The organism is Roseomonas rosulenta (assembly GCF_016106005.1).
In the GTDB taxonomy this organism is placed as follows: domain Bacteria; phylum Pseudomonadota; class Alphaproteobacteria; order Acetobacterales; family Acetobacteraceae; genus Neoroseomonas; species Neoroseomonas rosulenta.
In genome coordinates this window covers 1-22,163 of sequence record NZ_JACADR010000051.1, presented here as the reverse complement: position 1 = coordinate 22,163, position 22,163 = coordinate 1, and the positions used below count along the sequence as shown (strand labels likewise).

General features: G+C 70.1%; 21 protein-coding genes, 1 tRNA gene and 1 pseudogene. 14 read left to right on the top strand and 9 right to left on the bottom strand.

All coding sequences use genetic code 11. From position 1 onward, the window contains the following. From HW578_RS09205 to HW578_RS09175, 7 genes are all read left to right on the top strand, one after another. Positions 1 to 703 (top strand): Crp/Fnr family transcriptional regulator (locus HW578_RS09205; RefSeq protein WP_198370257.1); only part of this gene is annotated, 703 nt, incomplete at its 5' end. A gap of 82 nt (positions 704 to 785) precedes the next feature. Beyond that, entirely contained in the window at positions 786 to 1,334 is a 549-nt protein-coding gene (locus tag HW578_RS09200; RefSeq protein ID WP_198370256.1) for a carboxymuconolactone decarboxylase family protein, read from the top strand. 18 nt (positions 1,335 to 1,352) lie between these two features. Then, positions 1,353 to 1,799: a DUF4149 domain-containing protein gene (locus tag HW578_RS09195; protein WP_198370255.1), complete on the top strand. Its 447-nt coding sequence runs from the start codon at positions 1,353 to 1,355 to the stop codon at positions 1,797 to 1,799. A gap of 105 nt (positions 1,800 to 1,904) precedes the next feature. Beyond that, entirely contained in the window at positions 1,905 to 3,131 is a 1,227-nt protein-coding gene (locus HW578_RS09190; protein WP_198370254.1) for an MFS transporter, read from the top strand. Between the two features lie 313 nt (positions 3,132 to 3,444). Further along, the gene (locus HW578_RS09185) at positions 3,445 to 4,536 is read left to right on the top strand and encodes a TRAP transporter substrate-binding protein (protein ID WP_198370253.1); all 1,092 of its coding nucleotides are present in this window, start codon (positions 3,445 to 3,447) and stop codon (positions 4,534 to 4,536) included. Positions 4,537 to 4,788: 252 nt separating this feature from the next. After that, positions 4,789 to 5,592 carry an undecaprenyl-diphosphate phosphatase gene (locus HW578_RS09180; RefSeq protein ID WP_198370252.1) on the top strand — a complete coding sequence of 268 codons (804 nt, stop codon included), beginning with the start codon at positions 4,789 to 4,791 and terminating at the stop codon, positions 5,590 to 5,592. 28 nt (positions 5,593 to 5,620) lie between these two features. Then, positions 5,621 to 7,171 (top strand): hypothetical protein, encoded by a 1,551-nt coding sequence (locus HW578_RS09175; RefSeq protein ID WP_198370251.1) that lies wholly within the window; start codon positions 5,621 to 5,623, stop codon positions 7,169 to 7,171. Positions 7,172 to 7,188: 17 nt separating this feature from the next. Here the strand turns inward: HW578_RS09175 and HW578_RS09170 are convergent, their stop codons facing one another. Continuing rightward, positions 7,189 to 7,458 carry a hypothetical protein gene (locus tag HW578_RS09170; RefSeq protein ID WP_198370250.1) on the bottom strand — a complete coding sequence of 90 codons (270 nt, stop codon included), beginning with the start codon at positions 7,456 to 7,458 and terminating at the stop codon, positions 7,189 to 7,191. 433 nt (positions 7,459 to 7,891) lie between these two features. Between HW578_RS09170 and HW578_RS09165 the strand changes: the two genes are divergently transcribed. From HW578_RS09165 to HW578_RS09145, 5 genes are all read left to right on the top strand, one after another. After that, positions 7,892 to 8,851, top strand: a complete 960-nt coding sequence (locus tag HW578_RS09165; protein WP_198370249.1) for a Bug family tripartite tricarboxylate transporter substrate binding protein — start codon at positions 7,892 to 7,894, stop codon at positions 8,849 to 8,851. Between the two features lie 136 nt (positions 8,852 to 8,987). After that, positions 8,988 to 9,710, top strand: a complete 723-nt coding sequence (gene phbB / locus HW578_RS09160) for an acetoacetyl-CoA reductase (protein ID WP_198370248.1) — start codon at positions 8,988 to 8,990, stop codon at positions 9,708 to 9,710. A gap of 109 nt (positions 9,711 to 9,819) precedes the next feature. Next, positions 9,820 to 10,455: a YciI family protein gene (locus tag HW578_RS09155; protein WP_198370247.1), complete on the top strand. Its 636-nt coding sequence runs from the start codon at positions 9,820 to 9,822 to the stop codon at positions 10,453 to 10,455. A 248-nt stretch (positions 10,456 to 10,703) separates the two neighbouring features. Then, positions 10,704 to 12,161: a hypothetical protein gene (locus HW578_RS09150; RefSeq protein WP_198370246.1), complete on the top strand. Its 1,458-nt coding sequence runs from the start codon at positions 10,704 to 10,706 to the stop codon at positions 12,159 to 12,161. An 11-nt stretch (positions 12,162 to 12,172) separates the two neighbouring features. Further along, a complete protein-coding gene (locus HW578_RS09145; RefSeq protein WP_198370245.1) occupies positions 12,173 to 12,898 on the top strand; it encodes a class I SAM-dependent methyltransferase in 726 nt (241 codons plus the stop codon). A gap of 6 nt (positions 12,899 to 12,904) precedes the next feature. Here HW578_RS09145 and HW578_RS09140 read toward each other — a convergent pair whose 3' ends face one another. Both HW578_RS09140 and HW578_RS09135 read right to left on the bottom strand, forming a co-directional pair. After that, positions 12,905 to 13,558, bottom strand: coding sequence for a CoA transferase subunit B (locus HW578_RS09140; RefSeq protein WP_198370244.1), 654 nt, complete (start codon positions 13,556 to 13,558; stop codon positions 12,905 to 12,907). Positions 13,559 to 13,693: 135 nt separating this feature from the next. After that, positions 13,694 to 14,431, bottom strand: coding sequence for a CoA transferase subunit A (locus tag HW578_RS09135; RefSeq protein ID WP_198370243.1), 738 nt, complete (start codon positions 14,429 to 14,431; stop codon positions 13,694 to 13,696). Between the two features lie 122 nt (positions 14,432 to 14,553). On the opposite strand from HW578_RS09135, the gene HW578_RS09130 reads away from it, so the two are divergent. Further along, positions 14,554 to 14,629: transfer RNA gene (locus tag HW578_RS09130), tRNA-Ala, on the top strand. 45 nt (positions 14,630 to 14,674) lie between these two features. Here the strand turns inward: HW578_RS09130 and HW578_RS09125 are convergent. The 6 genes from HW578_RS09125 to HW578_RS09100 form a co-directional block, all read right to left on the bottom strand. Further along, on the bottom strand, positions 14,675 to 15,046 hold the full coding sequence (locus tag HW578_RS09125) for a hypothetical protein (protein ID WP_198370242.1): 372 nt from the start codon (positions 15,044 to 15,046) through the stop codon (positions 14,675 to 14,677). Positions 15,047 to 15,048: 2 nt separating this feature from the next. Continuing rightward, entirely contained in the window at positions 15,049 to 16,965 is a 1,917-nt protein-coding gene (locus HW578_RS09120) for a potassium transporter Kup (protein WP_198370241.1), read from the bottom strand. A gap of 96 nt (positions 16,966 to 17,061) precedes the next feature. After that, positions 17,062 to 17,856 carry an amino acid ABC transporter ATP-binding protein gene (locus HW578_RS09115; RefSeq protein WP_198370240.1) on the bottom strand — a complete coding sequence of 265 codons (795 nt, stop codon included), beginning with the start codon at positions 17,854 to 17,856 and terminating at the stop codon, positions 17,062 to 17,064. A 31-nt stretch (positions 17,857 to 17,887) separates the two neighbouring features. Continuing rightward, positions 17,888 to 19,030: an amino acid ABC transporter permease gene (locus HW578_RS09110; RefSeq protein ID WP_198370239.1), complete on the bottom strand. Its 1,143-nt coding sequence runs from the start codon at positions 19,028 to 19,030 to the stop codon at positions 17,888 to 17,890. A 10-nt stretch (positions 19,031 to 19,040) separates the two neighbouring features. Beyond that, a complete protein-coding gene (locus HW578_RS09105) occupies positions 19,041 to 20,243 on the bottom strand; it encodes an amino acid ABC transporter permease (RefSeq protein WP_198370238.1) in 1,203 nt (400 codons plus the stop codon). Positions 20,244 to 20,335: 92 nt separating this feature from the next. Next, positions 20,336 to 21,388 carry an amino acid ABC transporter substrate-binding protein gene (locus HW578_RS09100; protein ID WP_369407857.1) on the bottom strand — a complete coding sequence of 351 codons (1,053 nt, stop codon included), beginning with the start codon at positions 21,386 to 21,388 and terminating at the stop codon, positions 20,336 to 20,338. Between the two features lie 194 nt (positions 21,389 to 21,582). Here HW578_RS09100 and HW578_RS09095 point away from each other — a divergent pair. Next, a pseudogene (locus tag HW578_RS09095) lies at positions 21,583 to 22,163 on the top strand (ornithine cyclodeaminase family protein); the annotation flags it as partial.

The window sequence follows — 22,163 nt, the reverse complement described above, 5'->3', positions numbered from 1 at the left end:
GTCGGCGACGCGCCCCGGCCACGGCGTGAAGGATGCCGGCCCGCTGCTGGCGGCCGCGGCGCCCGAGGCGCGCGCCCGGCTGCTCGCGCAGGCGCGGCCTCTCGTGCTGCCGCGCGGCGCCGCGGTCTTTGCCCAGGACACGCCCGCCGAGCACCTGCACCTGATCCTGCAGGGCTCCGTCGGGCTGAGCACGATGGAGGAGGGCGGCGTCGCGACCCTGGTCGAGATCCTCGGCCCGGGCGATGCCTTCGCGGTCGGCGCGGTCATGCTCCAGCTGCCCTGCCCGGTCTCGGCCGCCACGCTGGCGCCGTCGCGCATCCTGGCGATCCCGGCCGAGCAGATCCGCGCCGAGGCGATGGGCGATGCCGGGCTGATGCACGCGGCGATGGACCAGATGGCGCGGCAGTGGCGGCTGCTGGTGGACCAGGTGGTGGACCTCAAGACCCGCGACGCGACGCAGCGCGCGGCGCGCTTCCTGGCGCGGCGGCTGCCGAGCCCACGTGGCGCGGTCGAGTTGCCCGAGCCGCGCTCGGCGATCGCCGCGCGGCTGGGGATGACGCCCGAGAGCCTGTCGCGCGCGCTGCATGGGCTGGAGGCCGCGGGTCTGCTCCGCCTGCATGGGCGGCGCGTGGACGTCCCGGACCGTGCGGCGCTGCTGCGCCTGGCGCTGCCCCGCACGGAGCACCGCGCGCGCACGGCGTGACGTGAGGCCGACAGGGCGCGCCCCCTTCGCGCGGAAGCCCGGGCATGCTGCGATGCGCGACCAACCGAAGGGGGAAACCGCCATGGCGCGCGTGCCGGACATGACCGTCAATGACCTGGCCGAGGCCGATCGCGACCTGCTCAAGCGCAACATCGCGCTGCATCGCGCACTCACCAACAGCCCGAACGGGGCGCGCGCCTTCTCGGGCCTCGGGCAGTTCATCCGCTATGGCTCGAAGCTCGATCCGCGGCTGCGCGAGCTGGCGATCCTGCAGGTCGGCTGGCTGGCACGGTCGCCCTATGAATGGTCGCACCATGTGAAGATCGGCTTCGACTTCGGCGTGACCGAGGCCGACATCCACGCGCTGATCGCCGAGAGCGAGGGGCGGCAATCCGGCCTCGAGCCCGTGGCGCAGCTGGTGCTGCTGGCGGCGCGCGAGGCGTATCACGGCCCGGGCGTGAGCGAGGCCACCTTCGAGCGCCTGCGCGCGCATTTCGACAATGAAAGGCTGGTCGACCTGGTGATGGTGATCGCCTTCTACTGCGCGGTGGTGCGGGTGCTGGCCTCGCTCGATATCCGGGTGGAGCCGGACTACCAGCCCTACCTGGACCGCTTCCCGCTGCCTGGCTGAGGCGCGGGCGCGGCTTGCGTGAAGCGCTGTGCGCCCCACCTGCCGCGCATGACACTGCTCTCCGCCATCGGGATCCTGTGCACCGCCGCGCTGTTCGGCGGCATGGCCTTCTTCGCCGCGGTGGTGGCACCGGTGACCTTCACGCGGCTGCCGCCGGAGATGGCCGGGCGCTTCGTCCGCGGGATGTTCCCGATCTACTACCTGTGGGTGCTGGGCACGGCGGGGGCGGGGGCGGTGGCGCTGCTGCCGCTGCGCGTGGCGGATGCGCTGGTGCTGGCGGCGATCGCCGCCAGCACCGCCTGGCTGCGGCAGTCGCTGATGCCGCGTATCAATGCGCTGTCGGACGCCGCGCAGGCGGGCGACGCGGCGGCGAAGGCCGGATTCGACCGGGCGCACCGGCTGTCGGTGATCGTGAATGTCGTGCAGATGGTCGTCGCAGCGGGGCTTCTCGCCCGCTTCGCGTGACGGCCGGCGGCGGGGCACGAGGGTGGCGCGGCGCATGGCGCCCGCGCGTCGAGCGCATGGTCATTCCACTCGACGTGCAATGCTGCACTGCGTCAGGTTGACGCCATGAATCCGCTGCTGCGCCCCGCGCTGCCGATCCTGATCGGCGTGTCCGTCATGCTGTCCCTCGCCATGGGCATCCGCCAGAGCCTGGGGCTGTTCATGGGGCCGGCGACGCAGGACCTGGGCATGGCGGTGGCGCAGTTCACGCTGGCCATCGCGGTGCAGAACCTGGGCTGGGGGTTCCTCACGCCCTTCGCCGGGGCGGCGACCTCGCGCTGGGGCTTCCGGCCGGTGCTCGTGGTGGGCGTGCTCGCCTACCTGGCGGGGCTGGGGCTGATGGCGTTGGCGCAGGGAGCGGTGATGCTGATGATCGGCGCGGGGCTGCTGATCGGCCTCGCGCTGGCCTGCACCGGCAGCGGCATGGCGCTGGCGGTGGCGTCGCGCCCGGTGCCGGCGGCGCTGAGATCGACCGCGCTCGGCATGGTCTCGGCGGCCGGGTCGGTGGGGGCGCTGATCGCCGCGCCGATCGGCCAGATGCTGGCGGAAGGCTGGGGCTGGCGGGCCGGGGTGATCGGCTTCCTGGTGCTGGGCCTGGCGATGGCGCCGGCGGCCTGGATTGCCGGGCGCGTCGATGCGCTGCCGCTGCCGCCGTTGGCGAAGGGCGAATCGCCGCGCATGGGCGTGGCGCTGCGCCAGGCCATGACGCATGTGCCCTTCCTGGTGATGGCCGGCGCCTATTTCGTCTGCGGGCTGCAGCTGGTGTTCCTGACCACGCACCTGCCCTCCTACCTCGCGCTGTGCGGGCAGGACCCGATGCTCTCGGCCAAGGCGCTGGGCACGATCGGCGGGTTCAACGTGCTGGGGTCGCTGTTCTTCGGCTGGGCCGGCGGGCGGTGGAACAAGGGGGCGCTGCTGGGGGGCATCTACCTGGTGCGCTCGCTCGTGCTCGGGCTGTATTTCGCCTGGCCGCCCTCCGAGGCCTCGACCCTCGTTTTCGCCGCCATCATGGGCTTCCTGTGGCTGGGCGTCGCACCGCTGGTGGCGGGGCTGGTCGCCGAGTATTTCGGCCTGCGCTTCCAGGCGATGATCCAGGGCATTGCCTTCATGTCGCACCAGCTGGGCTCGTTCCTCGGGGCCTTCGGTGGCGGGCTGCTGTTCGACCTGAACGGGGACTACGTGCTGGCCTGGCAACTGGGTGTGGGCATGGGGCTGACGGCGGGGGCTGTGCAGGTGGCCTATGCGTTGCGGTGGCGGCCGCCGGCGCCGGACCCGCGCCCCGTCCCCGCGTAACGGCTCCCGGCGGCCCGATTCCCTGCGTCGGACCTGCAGCGCACGGCGCGACGGCAAGGCCGGCGAATGCGGGGCGCCGGCAGGGTGAGGGTGGCACCACATTTCGGATCGCGCCCGGCGCGATCCCGTAACGCGGAGCGCGTCCGCGCCCAGCGCGCCCGCCGTCGCCCATGCGCCGGTACGTGGCGCGGAGCCCGGTCGGCGGATGCAGGTGCCCGGCGATTGAGCAATCGCAGATACTCCTCCGGCTTTGCGGTGCGCCCACAATCCCGTATGTGCCGGGCAGCTTGTCGTCCTAGGGAGGGACCCCCGCATGAACCGTCGCGCCCTGATGGGGGCCGCGGCTGCCGCCGCCCCCGCCGCCCTCGCCGCGCCTGCGCTGGCGCAGACGCAGAACCCCGAGGTGCGCTGGCGCCTCACCTCCTCCTTCCCGCGCAACCTCGACGTGCTGTTCGGCACTGGCGAGAGCATCGCACGCCGGGTGGGCGAGCTGACCGACGGGCGCTTCCGCATCACCGTCTTCCCGGGGGGCGAGATCGCACCGCCGCTCGCGGCGCTGGATGCGGTGCAGTCGGGCGCGGTCGAATGCGCGCACACCGCGCCCTACTACTACGTGGGCAAGGAGCCGGGCTTCGCCTTCTTCACGGCGATGCCCTTCGGGCTGAACAACCGCATGTACAACGCCTGGTTCCGCCATGGCGGCGGCGGCGAGCTCTCCGCCGAGTTGATGGGCGAATACAATGCCGTGTCCTTCCCGGCCGGCGACACCGGCGCGCAGATGGGCGGCTGGTTCCGCAACGAGGTGCCGAACCTCGCGGCACTGAACGGGCTGAAGTTCCGCATCGCCGGCTTCGCCGGGCAGGTGTTCCAGCGCCTGGGTGCGGCGCCGACGCAGGTGGCGGCGGCCGACATCTATCCCTCACTCGAGCGCGGGACCCTCGATGCCGTGGAGTTCGTCGGGCCGCATGACGACGAGAAGCTCGGCTTCGTCCGCGTGGCCCGCTTCTACTACGCGCCAGGCTTCTGGGAGCCGGGCGCGCGGCTGCACTTCATGGCCAACCGCGCAGCCTATGCGGCGCTGCCCGACACCTACAAGAACGCCATCGCGGTGGCCTGCGCCGAGGCCGACACCACCATGCTGGCCCGCTACGACGACCTGAACCCGAAGGCGCTGCGCCGCCTGGTGGCGGCCGGGGCGCAGCTGCGCTTCTTCAACCGCGACATCATGCAGGCGGCCTGGAATGCCGCGCACGAGGTCTATGCCGAGACCTCGGCGCGCAATGCGCGGTTCAAGAAGATCTGGGAGTCCTACCAGCCGTATCGGAACGAATCCTTCCAGTGGTTCCGGGTGGCGGAGAATTCCTTCGACAACTTCGCCTTCCCGGCGGCCGCTGCCGCGCGCTGAAGCGCGCGGCAGCCGAGTCGTCCTGCGTCCCTGGGGCGGCGGCCATCCGGCCGCCTTGCCTTCGCGCCGTCACCTGCCGCGCTCAGCGCCTTGGCTGGTCTGCGCGCGGTCGCGCATCGCGCCCCCCGATCGCGGCAGGGCCGCGGTGGGCAGTGCGCTCGGCCCGCATGGCGGAAGTTTCACCCTGATGGCCCGATTCATGCCATGAGCGGATAGGCATAAGCTTGGCTCATTGCACCCACGGATTCGCCCATGGATTTCGGTTCGCTCTTCTCCGCCCTGCTCATGGGCATCGTCGAGGGGCTCACCGAGTTCCTGCCGATCTCCTCGACCGGCCACCTGATCCTGCTGGGCGAGTTGATCGGCTTCCGCGGGCCGCCGGGCAAGACCTTCGAGATCTCGATCCAGCTCGGCGCCATCCTGGCCGTGGTGGTGATCTATCGGCACCTCATCCTCGGCCTGCTGCGCGGCATGTGGCGGCCGGGGCTTGAGCGCTTCTACGTGCTGAACCTGGTGCTGGCCTTCCTGCCGGCGGCCATCATCGGTGCGACGCTGCATTCCACCATCACCGGCCTGCTGTTCAATCCCTGGGTGGTCTGTGTCGCGCTGATCGTGGGCGGCATCGCGATCATCGTGATCGAGCGCGCCCGGCCCGCCGCCTCGATCCATTCGGTACCGGAGATCGGCCCGCTCGCCGCCGTGCTGATCGGCTGCGGCCAGGCGCTGGCGATGATCCCGGGGACCTCGCGATCCGGTGCGACGATCATCACCGCGCTGGTAATCGGGGTGGACCGCAAGACCGCGGCCGAATTCTCCTTCGTGCTCGCGATCCCGACGATGCTCGCGGCCACGGTCTATTCGCTGTGGAAGGCGCGCGCCGAGATCGATGTCTCGGGCTTCGGTCAGATCGGTATCGGCTTCCTCGCAGCCTTCGCGCTGGCCTATGTCACGGTGCGCGCGGTGCTGGCGGTGATCGGGCGGATCGGCTTCACGCCCTTCGGCTGGTATCGGATCGGGCTGGGGGTGGTGATGATGGCGGTGCTGGCGCTGCGGTGATGGCTGGCGGTCAGAGGCTTCCGAAACCTTGACGAGCGCGCCTGCCCGAAGCGCCCGCTGGCTGCCCTGGTCCCTTCTGGGCGTCGCGATCGCCGCGCTTGCCTGGAGGGCTGGCTCCGACCTGGATCAGGCGATCGCGGCGCTCGGCTTTCCCTATGGCCTCGACTACGGCGAGGGCGTGGTCCTGAACCAGGCCAGGCTGCTGTCCGAGGGGCGGGCCTTCGGCGACATCACCCAGTATCCATTCATCGTCTTCAACTACACGCCGGTCTACCACCTAGTCCTGAATGCGGTCGCTGCATGTCCGTTCGATGCCCTGGCGGCCGGGCGTGCGATATCCATCGCAGCGACGCTTGCGATCGCGGCGCTGATGGCCTTGCTCGTGCGCGACGGTCTGGGGCAGAGCGTCGATGGCCGTTCGCGCGCCCTCGGCATGCTGATCGGCGCGGGCTGCGTCTTCGCGGTCCAGCCGGTCGCGCTGTGGATTCCGCTCGCACGGGTGGACATGCTCGCGCTCGCATTCGGCTTCGCCGGGCTGTGGACGGCCTGCCGCATGGACGGCCGACGCGGCATGATCCTTCTGGCGGGGCTCTGCTTCACGCTGTCGGTGTTCACCAAGCAGACCGAGATCGCTGCGCCGGCCGCCGCCATGGCCGGGTTGCTGCTGGTCCGGGCAGGCGAAGCAGTGCGCCTGGCCGCCGCCTGCTTTCTGTTTGGCACCATCGGCCTCGCGCTGTGCTTCGCGTTCTGGGGCACGGCGTTCTTCGAGCATGCGTTCGTCTACAACGTGAACCGCTATGACTGGCAGGTGCTGGGGGAGCACCTGGGAAACCTGCTGCGGCACGCCGCTTTCATCGTCTTCGCCTGCCTCGCCATCGCGCACGGACGCACCCTGGTCGGGGAGAGGCCGACCGACGGGGCCGCCACGGGCAGGCCGCGCAGGACCCTGTTGATCCTCGGCGTCTATCTGTTGTTCAGCGGCCTGACGCTTGGCTTCGCCGGCAAGGTTGCCGCGACGCTGAACTACCTGATCGAGTTCCTCTGCTGCTGCGCGGTGCTCACCGGGATCCTGTTCGGCTGGCTCGCCGGCGGCAGGATCACGCAGGGCACGAACCAGGGTGGCACCAAGGGAGACGCTGCCGTCGCCGTCATCCTCTCGCTGCTGCTGATCTTCCAGATCGCCGCCACGCATACGCCGCCACACGAGTTGCTGGCGCAACGGGCGATGGTGCGACCCATGCTCGATGACCTGGTCGCCGAGATACGCATGGCCGATCGGCCGGTGCTGGCGCGGGACTTCGTCCTGCTCCTGCGCGCCGGGAAGGAGCCGGGCTGGGAACCGGCGATGTTCGTCGAACTGGCGGAGGCGGGGCTGTGGGACGAAGGGCTCATCATCGGGCGCATCGACCGGGGCGATTTTGCCTTCGCGCTCTTCGACGCCGCCCCGCGCGGCGGCGGTACCGGCGACAGCATCTCGGCGGCGATGCGGGCGGCGATCGCCCGCGCCTTCCCCATACGCGAAAGGCGAGGCTGGCTTATGCTGGAGCGTCCCGCCGAGCCCGCCGGCGCAACACCCTGAGCCGCCGGCAGCCGGCCTCAGGCCGCGCGCCGCGCCTCGATACCGCCGCGCAGTTCCAGCACGCCCACCACCTGCCCAAGGTTTCCGGCCACCAGGTGCACCATGCCGGCGGGAATGGCATCGAGCGCGATCTCGACGCGCATCGCCTCGCCCTCGCGCCGCACCAGCAGCAGGTCGGGCACCAGGTCGCGCTTCGCGAGCGGTTGCAGAAGGCGCGGGATCAGCCCCGGCGAGGCCTCCGCCAGCAGGTGGAAGCGCGCGGCAACGGGCAGGTCGGGGTCGGTCATGGCAATCTTCGCGTCAGGCAGGGGAAGGAAGGGCGGCGCAGGCCGATCGGCCGAGGGCGCGCCCGCCCCGGAGCGCGTCCCTAACGGGCCGTGCCGGTAATTCGATCTGCGTTGCGCCGAAGCGATGCCATGACCCAAGCCTATCCAGCGAGTGGCAGCGGCGCCAGGGGCACGCGTCACGGAACGGGCACGGGGCAGAAAAGAACAATCTCCGTTCGTCCGTGATGGCCGGCGCTGCGCGCCACGCCATGCCACGCATCCTTCGGCGCAGCATTCGTGCGGGCCCGCATGGCCGCGGCCGGCGATTGCGACGGCGCGCCCCGGGCACTGCGCGAGCCGCCTCGCTGGGCCGCTGGCAGCCGAAGCTGCGGGGCCGGATTCCAGCCGCGGGCGATCTGATCTAGCCTGGGGCGCAGCCACCGGGAGCCCCGCCATGCGCCGCCGCCACGTGATCCTCGCCGCCCCCGCGCTGCTGGCCGCGCCGGCGCTCGCGCAGCCCTATCCGGGGCCGGTGCGGATCATCGTGCCCTTCGCCACCGGCGGTACCACCGACATTATCGCACGCCTGATCGCCGATGAGATGGGCCGGCGGCTGTCCACCACCGTGATCGTCGAGAACCGGCCCGGCGCCGGCGCGACGCTCGGGACCGGGCTGGTGGCGCGGGCCGCGCCGGATGGCACGACGCTGCTGGTCTCGACCATCTCGGGCATGGCGGTGGGCAACACGCTGTACCGCGACCGTATCCAATGGGATGCCGACCGCGACTTCGCGCATATCGCGACCATCCTCGGCACGCCCTACCTCCTGCTGGTCAACCCGGCGACGCAGATGCACTCGATCGCCGACTTCATCGCCGCGGCGAAGGCGCCGGGCGGCGTCGCCTATGCCACCAGCGGCATCGGCTCGGTGCCGCATCTGGTTGGGCTGCGCCTCGCGCAGGCGGCGGGGTTCGAGCTGCAGCACATTCCCTATCGCGGCGGGTCTCAGGCCGCGACGGATGCGATCGCGGGCGTGGTGCCGTCGGTGATGGACAGCCTGACCGCGGCGTCGGCCTATATCCGGGCGGGGTCGCTGCGCGCGCTGGCCTTCACCACGCGGGAGCGCATCGCCGACTTCCCTGCCATCCCGACCTTCGTCGAGAGTGGCTTCCCCGACATCATCGCCGATGGGTGGGCGGGCATCGCCGCGCCGGCCGGCACGCCGCGCGCGCTGCAGGAACGCCTGGCGGCGGCGATCCGCGAGGCGATGGCGGCACCGCAGGTGGCGCGCCGCTATGCCGAGACGGCCACGCTGCCGGGCACGCTGTTCCTCGACGACGCGCAGGCCTTCGTGCGCGCCGAGATCGCTGCCTGGGCGCCGGTGGTGCGGGCCTCGGGCGCCACGCCCGGGTGAGCAGGCGCGCCGTCCGCCGCGCCGCATTTCCACTGGCGCGCCGCGCCGCGCCGGGTTTTGATCATCGTCAAGGACTGCGCGACATCCCCGCGCGATGAGGCGGGGCGCTCAGATCCACACAGGGAGGAGACCAGCCATGGCACGTGTCGCACTCGTCACCGGAGGCCAGCGCGGCATCGGTGCCGCCATCAGCGAGGCCCTGCAGGCCGCCGGCCGGAAGGTGGTCGCGTCCTATGCCGGCAACGACGCCGCCGCGGAGGCCTTCACCAAGCGCACCGGCATCCCCTGCTACAAGTTCGACGTGGCGGACTACGAGCAATGCGCCGCGGTGATGAAGCAGATCGACGCCGAGGTCGGCCCGGTCGAGATCCTGGTGAACAACGCCGGCATCACCCGCGACGCCACCATGAAGCGCCTGTCGCGCGACATGTGGGACGCGGTGATCGATACCAACCTCGGCTCCTGCTACAACATGTGCAAGCTGGCCTGGGATGGCATGACGGCGAAGAAGTTCGGCCGCATCGTCAACATCGGGTCGGTCAATGGCCAGGCCGGGCAGTATGGCCAGGTGAACTACGCGGCCGCCAAGTCCGGCATCCATGGCTTCACCAAGGCGCTGGCCCAGGAAGGCGCGCGGTCGCAGATCACGGTGAACGCCATCGCGCCCGGCTACGTGGATACCGAGATGGTGCGGGCCGTGCCGCCGGACGTGCTTGAGAAGATCGTCGCGCGCATCCCGATGGGCCGGCTGGGGCGCGCCTACGATATCGCGCGCGGCGTAGTGTTCCTGACCGCCGACGATGCCGACTTCATCACCGGGTCGACGCTGTCGATCAACGGCGGGCAGCATATGTACTGACGGCCGACCCGGCGCAGGCCAGGTCCCGCCGGCGCCGGACGCGGACGCCAGTCTGACGCGCGACGTGCCGCATGGCAGTATCGCCGCTGCCAACGGGAAGGTCACAAACATGGGCTACGCCATCATCGCCTGGGACGGGCCCGACCCCGCGCGGCGCGCGGCTGCGCGCGACAGGCACATGGCGGTGCTCACGCGCTGGGCGGGCGATGGGCGCCTCGCGCTCGGCGTGCCGCTGTTCACGCCGGAGTGGCAGCCGGCAGGATCGCTGATGGTGCTGGAGGTGCCGGACCGTGCGGGACTCGACGCCTATCTCGCGGAGGAGCCCTTCGCGACGCAGGGCGTTTGGGAGCGCTGGACGGTGCATCCATTCCGGATCGCGCCTCTGCCCTATCGCCCGCTGCCGCAGCCGGGAGATCCGGTCTCCGCCACGCGCAGCCATACCGTCATCGTCGCGATGGACGGCACGGACGCGGAGGCGCCGGCGCGCCGCCTGGCGGTGCGCGCGCAGCACATGGCGCGCGTCGGGCCGATGGCCGAACGGGGCGTGCTGGCGATGGGCGGCGCGATCCTGGACGACGCCGGCGCGATGCGCGGGTCGATCGCGGTGACGCGCCACGCGACCGACGCCGAGGCGCAGGCCTGGATCGCCGAGGACCCCTACGTGACCGGCGGCGTCTGGCGCGACATCACGCTGCACGGGACGCGCTTCGCGGGGCTGCCTTACCGGGCGCTGCCGGGGGCATGACGGACGCCGCCTGCCGCCTGGAGGGCCGTCGCGCCGCGACGGATGCCGGCCGCGCTGCGCCCATCGCATTATGGCTTGGGCTTGCGGTGCTGCTCGTGCCGGTGGTCCTGGTGCCGGTGCCACCCTTGCTCGACCTGCCGAACCACATGGCCCGGTGGCACCTGCTGGTCGACGCCATGGTGCATGGCCGGGAACACCCCTATTTCGTGGTCGACTGGTCGCATGCCTCGGTCAATACCGCCGTGGACATGCTGGCGGTGCTGCTGGGCGCCGTGGCCGGCGCGGAGGTGGCAGGACGGGTGATCTGCGGTCTCGCCGTGGTCCTGCCGCCGCTTGGCGCGGCGATGCTCAACCGTTCGCTGTTCGGCGGCTGGCACTGGTGGATGGCGGGGATGCCGGTGCTCGCCTGGAACGGCAGCCTTCTGATGGGCCTGGTCACCTTCCAGATCGGCGCTGGTCTTGCGCTGCTGATTGCGGCCTTCGACCATGATGTGCTGCGCCGCCGTCCGCGGGCGCTGCGCTTCGTGGCGCGCGCCGGGGCCACGGGGCTGTTGCTTTTCGTGCATCCCTTTGCCGCGGCCTTCCTGGCGCTGTTGCTGGGCGGGCTCGCCGTCGGCCGCCGCCTTGGCGGACCGGGCCGCGCGCTGCGCCGGATGCCCGGACTGCTCGTCACCGGGGCGGCCTGCATCCTGCCGGTCGTGCTCTACCTGGCGCTCACGCCTGTTCCGCCGATGCAGGACATGCCGGATGAGAGCATCCGGGTGCCGGACCGCGGCGGAATCGCGCAGCGTCTGTCTTTTGCGTTCGGCATCCTGGTCGGCGCGCAGACGACCTACGACATCAATACCGAGTGGCTCTGGCTGGTGCCGCTCTGGATCGCCGTGGTGGCAGCGATGCTCCTTGGTCGGGGCATGCGCGGGCATCACGGCATTCTCCTGGTCGCGGGCGGCCTGGCCCTGCTCGGCGCGACGATGCCCGCCTATGTCGTCGGCAATGCGATGTCGAACTGGCGCGTTGCGGCGCTGGTGGGGCTGACGCTCGTCGCCGGCTGCCGCCCGGCGGTGCCCTTTCCGGTGCGCCCTGGCGCCGGCGCCGCATTCGCGGCCGCGCTGTTCGCGGTCGGCGCATTGCGCACCGCCTGGGTGGGCGCCGTGTGGTGGCCGGCTCGCGCCGATGTCGTCGCCGTGCAGCGGGTGATCGCGCAAGTGCCGAGCGGCGCGATCATGCTGATGGCGGAGCATAGCCCGGATCTGAGAGGCGATCCGCCGTCCCCCCGCCACCGCGTGTTCATTGGAGGATGGCAACTCTATTGGCATCTTGGGACTCTCGCAGTTACTTGGCGCGACGCCTTCGTTCCGACTCTGTTCACCGGTCGTGGCAAGCAGCCGCTCCGCCCCCGCTTCCCCTGGGATGCGCTCGCCGTACCGGACGGGTGGGCATTCTCGCTGCATCTGCTGGCACTGCCCCCCGAAGTGCTTCGCGAACGCCTGGCCGCCGATCCGTACCTCGCTGGCGCGCGCTACCTCGCGGACTGGAGGAACAGCTTCGAGTTCCTGCTGGTGCTGAACGCGGACCAGCCGGACAGGGAGGGACCGATCCCGCGAATTCCTGGCATCGAACTGGTGGCCGACGAGGGCTTCGCGCAGCTCTGGCGCATCGTGCCGTCGCGACGGGACAGGCAGGGCTCTGCCGAGCCGAGCCAATAGGGGAAGCAACGGTGGATCTGCTCGAACAGGACATCCTCGGCGATGCCATCGGGGACCACTGGTACTACCGCAGCAAGTCGCGCGCGATGCTGCGCCTGCTGGAAGGCGTGGCGCCGCGCTCGATGCTCGACATCGGCGCCGGGTCCGGTTTCTTCGCGCGCGAGTTACTGGCGCGGGGCGGTGCCGAGCGCGCGACCTGCGTCGACCCGAACTACCCGACTGATCGCGACGATGCGGTGGCGGGCAAGCCACTACTCTTCCGTCGCGACGTCACCGCCACCGATGCCGACTTGCTGTTGCTGATGGATGTGCTCGAGCATGTCGATGACGACGTGGCGCTGCTTGGCGGGTATGCGCGCATGGCACCGCGCGGCGCCACGGTGCTGCTGACGGTGCCAGCCTTCGAATGGCTCTGGAGCGGGCACGATGTCTATCTCGGCCACCGTCGCCGCTACACCGTGGCACGGCTGGAGGCGACGGCGCACTCGGCCGGCGTGGCCGTCGATCGCGCCTGCTACTTCTTCGCCGGCGTCTTCCCGTTAGCCGCGGCACTCCGCCTGCCCGGCGCGCTGCGCCGCGGCGCCACCGGCCAGGAGCCGCCGCCGCGCTGCGAGATGCGCCGCCATGGGGCGCTGGCCAACGCATTGCTGGGGGCTATCTGCGCCGCCGAACTGCCGGCGATGCCCTTCAACCGGCTGTTCGGCCTCACTGTCTTCCTGCGCGGCCGCGTGGCGTAGGCCGGGCTACGCCGCCGCCTTCGCCGCCACCTCGAAGGACGCCCCCGTCTTATCCCGCATCTCCTCGAGGCTCACCCCCGGCGCCAGTTCGGTCAGCACCAGCCGCGTTGCCCCCTTGCGCGCGATCTCGAACACGCCGAGGTCGCTGATGACCATGTCCACCACCCGTGCGCCGGTCAGCGGCAGGGTGCATTCGGGCAGCAGCTTCGGCTTGCCGCCGGCGGTGTGCTCCATCAGCACGATGACCCGCTTCACGCCGGCGACCAGGTCCATCGCCCCGCCCATCCCCTTCACCATCTTGCCGGGGATCATCCAGTTCGCGAGGTCGCCGTTCGCAGCCACCTGCAGCGCACCCAGGATCGACAGGTCGATGTGCCCGCCGCGGATCATCCCGAAGGACTGGGCGGAATCGAAGAAGGAGGATGTCGGCAGCTGCGTGATGGTCTGCTTGCCGGCATTGATCAGGTCGGCGTCCTCCTCCCCCTCGTAGGGGAAGGGGCCGAGGCCGAGCATGCCGTTCTCGGACTGCAGCTGCACGTTGATCCCGGCGGGGACGTGGTTCGCCACCAGCGTCGGGATGCCGATTCCGAGGTTCACGTAGAAGCCGTCCTGCAATTCGCGGGCGGCGCGCGCCGCCATCTCGTCGCGGGTCCAGGGCATGGGACTAACTCCTGTTCTCGATCGCAGCGCTGGAGGCAGCCGCGGAAGGCGGCTGAACGCCCGGATGGGCGTCGCCGGCAGTCCGGCGGAAGCCAGGGCGGCGGAGCCGCCGCCCGGCGTCTGGGGGCATGATCATCAGCGAGGAAGGTGGTCGGGGCCGGCGGCGGCGGCGGCATGCTTGCGCACCGTGCGCTGCTCGATGCGCTTCTCGTAGCCAGCCGGGCAGACCACCATGCGCTTCACGAAGATGCCCGGGGTGTGGATGTGGTCGGCATCGATCTCGCCAGCGCGCACCAGGTGCTCGACCTGCGCGACCGTCACCTTCGCCGCGGTCGCCATCATCGGATTGAAGTTCCGTGCCGTCTTCCGATAGACGAGGTTGCCTTCGGCATCGCCCATGTAGGCGTGCACGATGGCGAGGTCGGCGAAGATGCCGCGCTCCATGACATAAGTCTCGCCGTCGAACTCGCGGGTGTCCTTGCCCTTCGCGACGTCGGTGCCGACGCCGGTCTTGGTGAAGAAGGCCGGGATGCCCGCACCGCCGGCGCGGATGCGCTCGGCCAGGGTGCCCTGCGGGTTGAATTCGATCTCGAGCTCGCCGGCCAGGTACTGGCGGGCGAATTCGGCGTTCTCGCCGACATAGGAGGAGATCATCTTGCGGATCTGGCGGGTCTTGAGCAGCAGGCCGAGCCCCGCATCGTCGATGCCGGCATTGTTCGACACGACGGTAAGGTCCTTCACGCCCGACTCGCGGATCGCCTCGATCAGCAGTGCGGGGATGCCGCACAGGCCGAAGCCGCCGGAATGGATCACCATGCCGTCGCGCAACACGCCGGCCAGTGCCGCAGTCGCGTCAGGATAGACCTTGCCCATCGCGGGACTCCCGAACAGTACCGAAGGCCTTCTCCCTACCGTTCCCCGCGCCGTGCCGGAAGGGGTTCCTGCCCCCCTTGCAGGGGGGCGATGCTGAGGCTATACCGCGCGCCTCTTCCCGGGGGGCCATAGCTCAGTTGGGAGAGCGCTTGAATGGCATTCAAGAGGTCAGGGGTTCGACTCCCCTTGGCTCCACCACCCCACCGCAGGGCGCCGTGCCGAGAGGCCGGCGCCCTTCGCGTTTCAGGCCACCGCAACGACGCGGTAGGCGAAGGCCGCGCCGTCCGGTTCGGTCACCGTCACGTATTCCCCGGGTCGTACCGGCTCAGCGCCGCACTCGAAGCGCGTCTCGGGCGCGTCCGGGCTGTCCGCCGCGGCGCCGAAGAAGCGGATCGACCAGCCATGGTCGGGTTCGTATTGCACGTCTCCCTGCACGGGCTCGACGCCCGGCGCGATGCGCCGCGCGCGCCAGGGCTCCGGGTCGGCCGCCCAGGCCGCGGCGTCGGGGTGGCCGCCGGCATCCAGCGCCAGGTCGATCTCGTAGCGGTGGTCCGGGCTGCCCTCGGGGAAGCCGGGACCGGCCGCCAGCACGAGCATGGCGCGGACGCTGCCCATGGTCAGATCGCGACCCTCACGCCCAGCTCGACCACGCGGTCGGACGGGATGCGGAAGAACTCGGTGGCCGGCACCGCGTTGCGCGACATGATGGTGAACAGCCACTGCCGCCAGCGCGACATCTTGGGCACGGCGGCCGGCACCACCGTCTCGCGGCCCAGGAAGTAGGAGGTCTGCATCGGCTCGAAGGGGATGCCGATCTCGCGCAGCGCCTCCAGCTCCTTCGGGATGTTCGGGCTTTCCTGGAAGCCGTAGTGCAGGCCGATCCGGTGGATGTCGGGGGCCAGCTGATCGACGACGCGCCGGCGCTCGGGATCCACCACGGGAATGCCCTCGTTGGTGACCGTGACGAACAGCACGCGCTCGTGCAGCACCTTGTTGTGCTTCAGGTTGTGCAGCAGCGCGCCCGGCAGGAAATCCGCCTGGCTGGTCATGAACACCGCGGTGCCCGGCACGCGGATTGTGCGCGACTGCGGCAGCCGCGCGATGAAGGACTTGAGCGGCAGCCCGTCCTGGCGGAAGCGGGCGAACAGCAGCTCGCGGCCGCGATGCCAGGTCGTCATCATGGCAAACAGCGCCGCGCCCAGCACCAGCGGCACGTAGCCGCCCTGCGGGATCTTGAGCACGTTCGAGAAGAAGAACAGCAGGTCGAGCAGCAGCAGCGGTCCGAACACGCCGATCGAGGCCACCCAGGCCCACCCGAAATGCCGCCGGAACACGATGATCGCGAGGATCGAGGTGCATACGAAGGTCCCCGTCACCGCGATGCCGTACGCCGCCGCCAGGTTGTCGGAGGTGTGGAAGGACAGCACGAGGATCACAACGCCGATCAGCAGCAACAGGTTGACCTGCGGCATGTAGATCTGCCCTTCCTCGGTCTCGCTGGTGTGCTTGACCTCGAGCCGCGGGATGAAGCCGAGCTGCACGCATTGCCGCGCGATGGTGTAGGCGCCGGAGATCATCGCCTGGCTGGCGATGATGGTGGCCGCCGTCGCGAGGAATACCAGCGGCAGGCGGAACCATTCCGGCGCCAGCAGGAAGAAGGGGTTCTCCAGCGCCTCGGGGTCGCGCAGCAGCAGCGCCCCCTGGCCGAGGTAGTTCAGCGTCAGCGCCGGCAGCACCAGCCACAGCCAGGCCCAGCGGATGGGCTGGCGGCCGAAATGGCCCATGTCGGCATAGAGCGCCTCGGCCCCCGTCACCGCCAGCACCACCGATCCGAAGGCGATGAAGGCCGCGAGCTTGTAGGTGATGCAGAACTGGATGGCATAGTGCGGCGACAGCGCCATCAGGACGTAGGGGGTCTGCACCACCTCCCACAGGCCCAGCACCGCCAGGGCGCCGAACCAGACCGCGCAGACCGGTCCGAACACCGCGCCCATGCGCCCCGTGCCGCCGAACTGCACCAGGAACAGCGCGAGCAGGATCGCAACCGCGATCGGGATCACCGCTTCCTCGAAATGCGGGGAGACGACCTTGAGCCCCTCGACCGCCGAGAGCACCGAGATGGCCGGCGTGATGATGCCGTCTCCGAAGAACAGGCAGGCGCCGACGATCCCGATCAGGGCGATCGCCCACCGCATGCGCTCGTTCTCGAAGCCGCGCTGCGCCAGCGCCATCAGCGCCAGGATGCCACCCTCGCCGCGGTTGTCGGCACGCAGGATGAACACGACGTACTTCACCGTGACCGTCAGGATCAGCGCCCAGACGATCAGGCTGAGGATGCCCAGGATCTCCCAGTGCTCGAGCCCGCCATCGACGAAATGCAGCAGGGCGGCGCGCAGCGCATAAAGGGGGGATGTGCCGATATCCCCGTAGACGACGCCGAGCACGCCCAGCACGAGGGCGGGGGTCAGCGCCTTGGCCTTGGAATCGGGCGCGGTCACGGGGCCTCGCTGCGGTGCATCATGGAAGCATGGCATAGGCCCGCGACGGCCTGTGCCGCAATCCTGCCGTAATGCGGGCGGCGCATGGCCGGGAGGACGGCGCCGGGGATGGCGCCCTCCGTGCCCGCCCCGTCAGTGCCCCCGCAGGATCTGGCTGAGGAACATCTTGAGCCGGTCGGTCTTGGGGTCGTTGAAGACCTGGTCGGGCGTGCCGACCTCGACCACCTCGCCGCGGTCCATGAACACCACGCGGTCGGCCACTTGGCGGGCGAAGCCCATCTCGTGCGTGACCACGATCATGGTCATGCCGGTGTCGGCCAGCATGACCATGGTGTCCAGCACCTCCTTGATCATCTCGGGGTCGAGCGCGGAGGTGGGTTCGTCGAACAGCATGATCTTGGGCTTCATGCACAGCGCACGCGCGATCGCCACGCGCTGCTGCTGCCCGCCCGAGAGCTGCCCGGGATACTTCGCCGCCTGTTCCGGGATGCGCACCCGGGTCAGGTACTCCATGGCCAGTTCCTCGGCCTGCTTCTTCGGCATCTTGCGCACCCAGATGGGTGCGAGCGTACAGTTCTCGAGGATAGTCAGGTGCGGGAACAGGTTGAAGGACTGGAACACCATGCCGACCTCGCGGCGGATGGCGTCGAGCGCGCGCAGGTCGTCCGACAATTCGATGCCGTCGACCAGGATGCGCCCTTCCTGGTGCGTCTCCAGCCGGTTGATGCAGCGGATCATGGTGGACTTGCCGGATCCCGAGGGCCCGCAGACCACCACACGTTCGCCCGTGGCCACCTGCAGGTTCACGTCGCGCAGCACGTGCAACGCGCCGAACCATTTGTTGACCTTGTCGAGCACGATCGCCGGCGGGGCGTCGGTGCGCACGGCAGAGGCGATATGGCCGTCCGTCTCGATGGCAGCGCTCATGGTCTTTCGTGTCCCAGATCGTTGATGAGGTTCAGCGGCGGCGGTGCTTGTTGAGGTCGGCCTCGAGCCCGGCGCTGTATTTCGACATGGCGAAGCAGAACACCAGGTAGATCAGGCCGACAAAGACATAGACCTCGATGCCGAAGCCCTGCCAGGCGGGCTCGACGATGGCGGTCTTGCCCGCGGTCAGCAGGTCGAAGATGCCGATGATCAGCACCAGCGAGGTGTCCTTGAAGAAGCCGATGAAGGTGTTGACCAGCGGCGGGATCACCGTGCGCAGCGCCTGCGGCAGGATGATGAAGCCGGTCTTCTGCCAATAGGACAGGCCCATGGCGTCGGCGGCCTCGTACTGGCCCTTGGGCAGGGATTGCAGGCCCGCGCGCACGACCTCCGCCAGGTAGGCCCCGGCGAACAGGATGATGGCGATCTGCGCGCGCAGCAGCTTGTCGATGTTCATGCCTTCCGGGAGGAACAGCGGGAACATCACGGAGGCCATGAACAGCAGGCTGATCAGCGGTACGCCGCGGATGAGTTCCACGTACACGACGCACAGCACCTTGATGGCCGGCAGGTTCGACCGCCGCCCGAGTGCCACCAGGATTGACAGCGGAAAGGCGAAGGCGAGGCCGAAGGTCGCCAGGATCAGCGTGATCGGCAGCCCGCCCCAGCGTTCCTGCGGCACATAGGGCAGGCCGAAGACGCCGCCCCACATCAGAATGCCGATGGCGGTCAGCGTGCCGATCCAGATCGGGACCAGCGTCCAGTTCCAGAAGCGCCGCATCGCCGAGACGATGTAGAGCGCCACGAACAGGATGCAGACCAGCGCCGGGCGCCAGTGCTGTTCGTAGGGATAGGTGCCGAACAGCATGAAGCGGTGCTTCTCGGTCACCACCGCCCAGCAGGCGCCGGTCCCGTGCAGGTCCCGGCAGGCCTGGGTCTGCGCGATGCCGCGGCCATCCACCGGCACCGACCAGATGGCGTTGATGAAGGCCCAGTCCACGAAGCCCATCACCGCGCGGATGATGAGGTAGCCGCAGACCAGCGTGACCGCGGTGGACAGCCAGCCCGAAAACAGGTTGGCCCGCATCCAGGCGATCGGGCCGACCGCTGTGAGCGGTGCGCTGCGCGCGGACTGCGCGGGGATCGCCGGGGTATTGACGGTGATGTCGCTCATGGCCGGCTCCTCAGCGTTCGACCAGCGCGATACGCGCGTTGTACCAGTTCATGAACAGGCTGATCGACAGGCTGATCGTCAGGTAGACCAGCATGATGATGGCGATCCCCTCTATCGCCTGGCCGGTCTGGTTCAGCGTGGTGTTCGCGATGCTGACGATGTCCTGGTAGCCGATGGCGACGGCGAGCGACGAATTCTTCGTCAGGTTCAGGTAGTTCGAGGTCATCGGCGGGATGATCACGCGCAGCGCCTGCGGCATCACGATCAGGCGCAGCACCGAGCCGTGCCGCAGCCCCAGCGCCTGCGCCGCTTCCCACTGCCCGTGGCTGACCGACAGGATTCCGGCGCGCACCACCTCGGCGATGAAGCCGGCGGTATAGGTCACCAGGCCGATCAGCAGGGCGGCGAATTCCGGGCTCATGTTGGTGCCGCCGCGGAAGTTGAAGCCGCGCAGCGCCGGCCAGTCGACTTCCCACGGGGCCCCCATCACCTGCCAGGTCAGGATCGGAAGGCCGATGATCAGCGCGATCGCCGCCGGCCACACGCGGCGGGGCTGGCCGTCGGCATACTGCTTCGCCCGCGCCGCGCGCGCATACAGCCAGGTCAGCACGATGCCGGCCACGAAGGCGAGCAGCGCCGCCGTATGGGCGCTCTCCCAGATGATCCAGGGCAGCTTCAGCCCGCGGTTCGACAGGAACACGCCCTCGACCGGGTTCAGCGCCTGCCGCGGGCCGGGCAGGCCCTGCATGATGGTGTACCAGAACAGCAGCTGCAGCAGCAGCGGCAGGTCGCGGATCACCTCGACGTAAAAGGCCGCGATCCTCGAGACGAGGAAGTTCTTCGACAGCCGCGCGACGCCGATGATGGTGCCGAGGATGGTGGCCAGCACGATGCCCACCACCGCCACCTTCAGCGTGTTGAGCACGCCGACCGCGAGCGCGCGCAGGTAGGTGTCGGTGGGGTCGTAGGGGATCAGGCTCTCGGCGATCGGCAGCCCGGCCTCGCGCTGGAGGAAGCCGAAGCCCGTCGCGATCCGCCGGACCTCCAGGTTATGGACGGTGTTGGACCACAGCCACCAGATCACCGACCCGATCAGCGCGACCACCAGGACCTGCCAGACGATGCCGCGCACCCGTTCGTCCGACCAGGACAGCCGGAGCGGGCGTCGGGGCGGTTTGCGCCGGAATCGCGGATCGACCGTTGCGTCGGACATCTTCTTTGGGCCTCACCTGTCTTGTTGCCCGCCCCAGGGCGGGGAAGCGCCGCGGGGCGAGGGCCTGCGCCCCCGCCCCGCGGGTCGTCATCTCAGCGGAACGGCGGGGCGTATTGCAGGCCGCCGGCCGTGGTCCACAGCGCATTGCGGCCACGCGGGATGCCGATCGGCTCAAGGTTGCGCGCGTAGATCTCGCCGTAATTGCCCAAGGACCGGATGATCCGCGCCATCCAGGCCGGATCGACGCCCAGCATCTGCCCCAGGTCGCCGTTGCGGCCCAGCATGCGCTGCACTTCCGGGCGCGCGTCGCTGCGGGCGGCTTCCTCGACATTGGCGGCGGTGATGCCGAATTCCTCGGCGGCGATCAGGCCGAAATGCACCCAGCGCACCAGGTCGGCGAAGCGCTGGTCGCCGTGGCGCACCAGCGGGCCGAGCGGCTCCTTGCTGATCACGTCGGGCAGGATGACGTGGTCGGCCGGGCGCGGCTGCGCGGAGCGCGTGGCCGCCAGGCCCGAGACGTCCGTGGTGTAGGCGTCGCAGCGGCCGGCGACATAGGCGGAGACCACTTCCTCGAGCCGCTCGATCACCACCGGCTGGAACTGCACGCGGTTGGCGCGCGCCCAGTCGGTCAGGTTCTGTTCGGTGGTGGTGCCGGGCTGCACGCAGATGGTCGCACCGTTCAGGTCACGCGCCGCGTTCACACCCAGCGACCGCTTCACCATGAAGCCCTGGCCGTCATAGAAATTGATGGCCGGGAAGTCGAAGCCGAGCGAGGTGTCGCGCGACAGCGTCCAGGTCGTGTTGCGCGAGAGCACATCCACCTCGCCCGACTGCAGCGCGGTGAAGCGGTTCTGCGCGGTGGTCGGCACGAAGCGCACCTTGGAGGCGTCGTTGAACAGCGCGATCGCGATGGCGCGGCAGTAGTCTGTATCGAAGCCGCGCCACACGCCCTGGCTGTCCGGTTGCGCGAAGCCCGCGAGGCCCGTGTTCACGCCGCAGATCAGCGTGCCGCGCGCGCGGATGGCGTCGAGCGTCGAGCCGCTCGGCGCGGCGGCCTGCTGCGCGATGGCCGGCCCCGACAGCAGGGCCGTGACGGCCGCCGCCCCTGCAAGGCGCAGGAAGTTGAACCGTGATGTCGAAGTCACTGCATCTCTCCCGTTGGCACCCCGGAAGGCCGGGGGCGCTTTCCTTCTCCCGTCGGCCATGCTGCGCCACGGCCGGGCGAGGATCAACGCATTCCGCCGGCCTGCCGGGGGCGCAGGCCATCCGGGGGGAGGGGCCTAGCAAACCTCGGGCCGGGCAGGCAAACCTCCTCGCGAGCCTGCCGGGGATTCGACGCATGCTGCATCTGGACCGCGACGCGCTGCGCGCCGCCCTGCCCTGGGACGCGCTGGTGGAGGCACTGGCGGCCATGTTCCGCGAGGGCTGCGAGGCCCCGCTGCGGCATCGCCATGCCATGCCCGGCGCCGCCGGAGCCGAGAACACCCTGCTGCTGATGCCCGCCTGGCGCGCCGGCGGGCATACCGGGGTGAAGATCGTGCATGTGGCGCCCGGCAATGCATCACGCGGCGAACCCGCGGTGCACGCCGCCTACCTGCTGTCGGACGCGGTGACCGGGGCGCCGCTGGCACTCATGGATGGCGGGGAACTGACCGACCGGCGCACCGCCGCGGCCAGCCTGCTGGCCGCACGGTACCTGGCGCGGCCGGACAGCGCACGGCTGCTGCTGCTGGGCAGCGGCAAGGTGGCGCGCGCGCTGGCCGAGGGCTACGCGGCGCAGTTTCCGCTCAACGACATCGCCATCTGGTCGCCCACCGCGCGCAACGCCGCCCGGCTGGCGGCGGCGCTCGCCGCCGAGGGCCTGCCCGCCCGCGCCACCGACCGGCCCGATCCCGCGCAGAGATCCGAAGAGCGGACGCT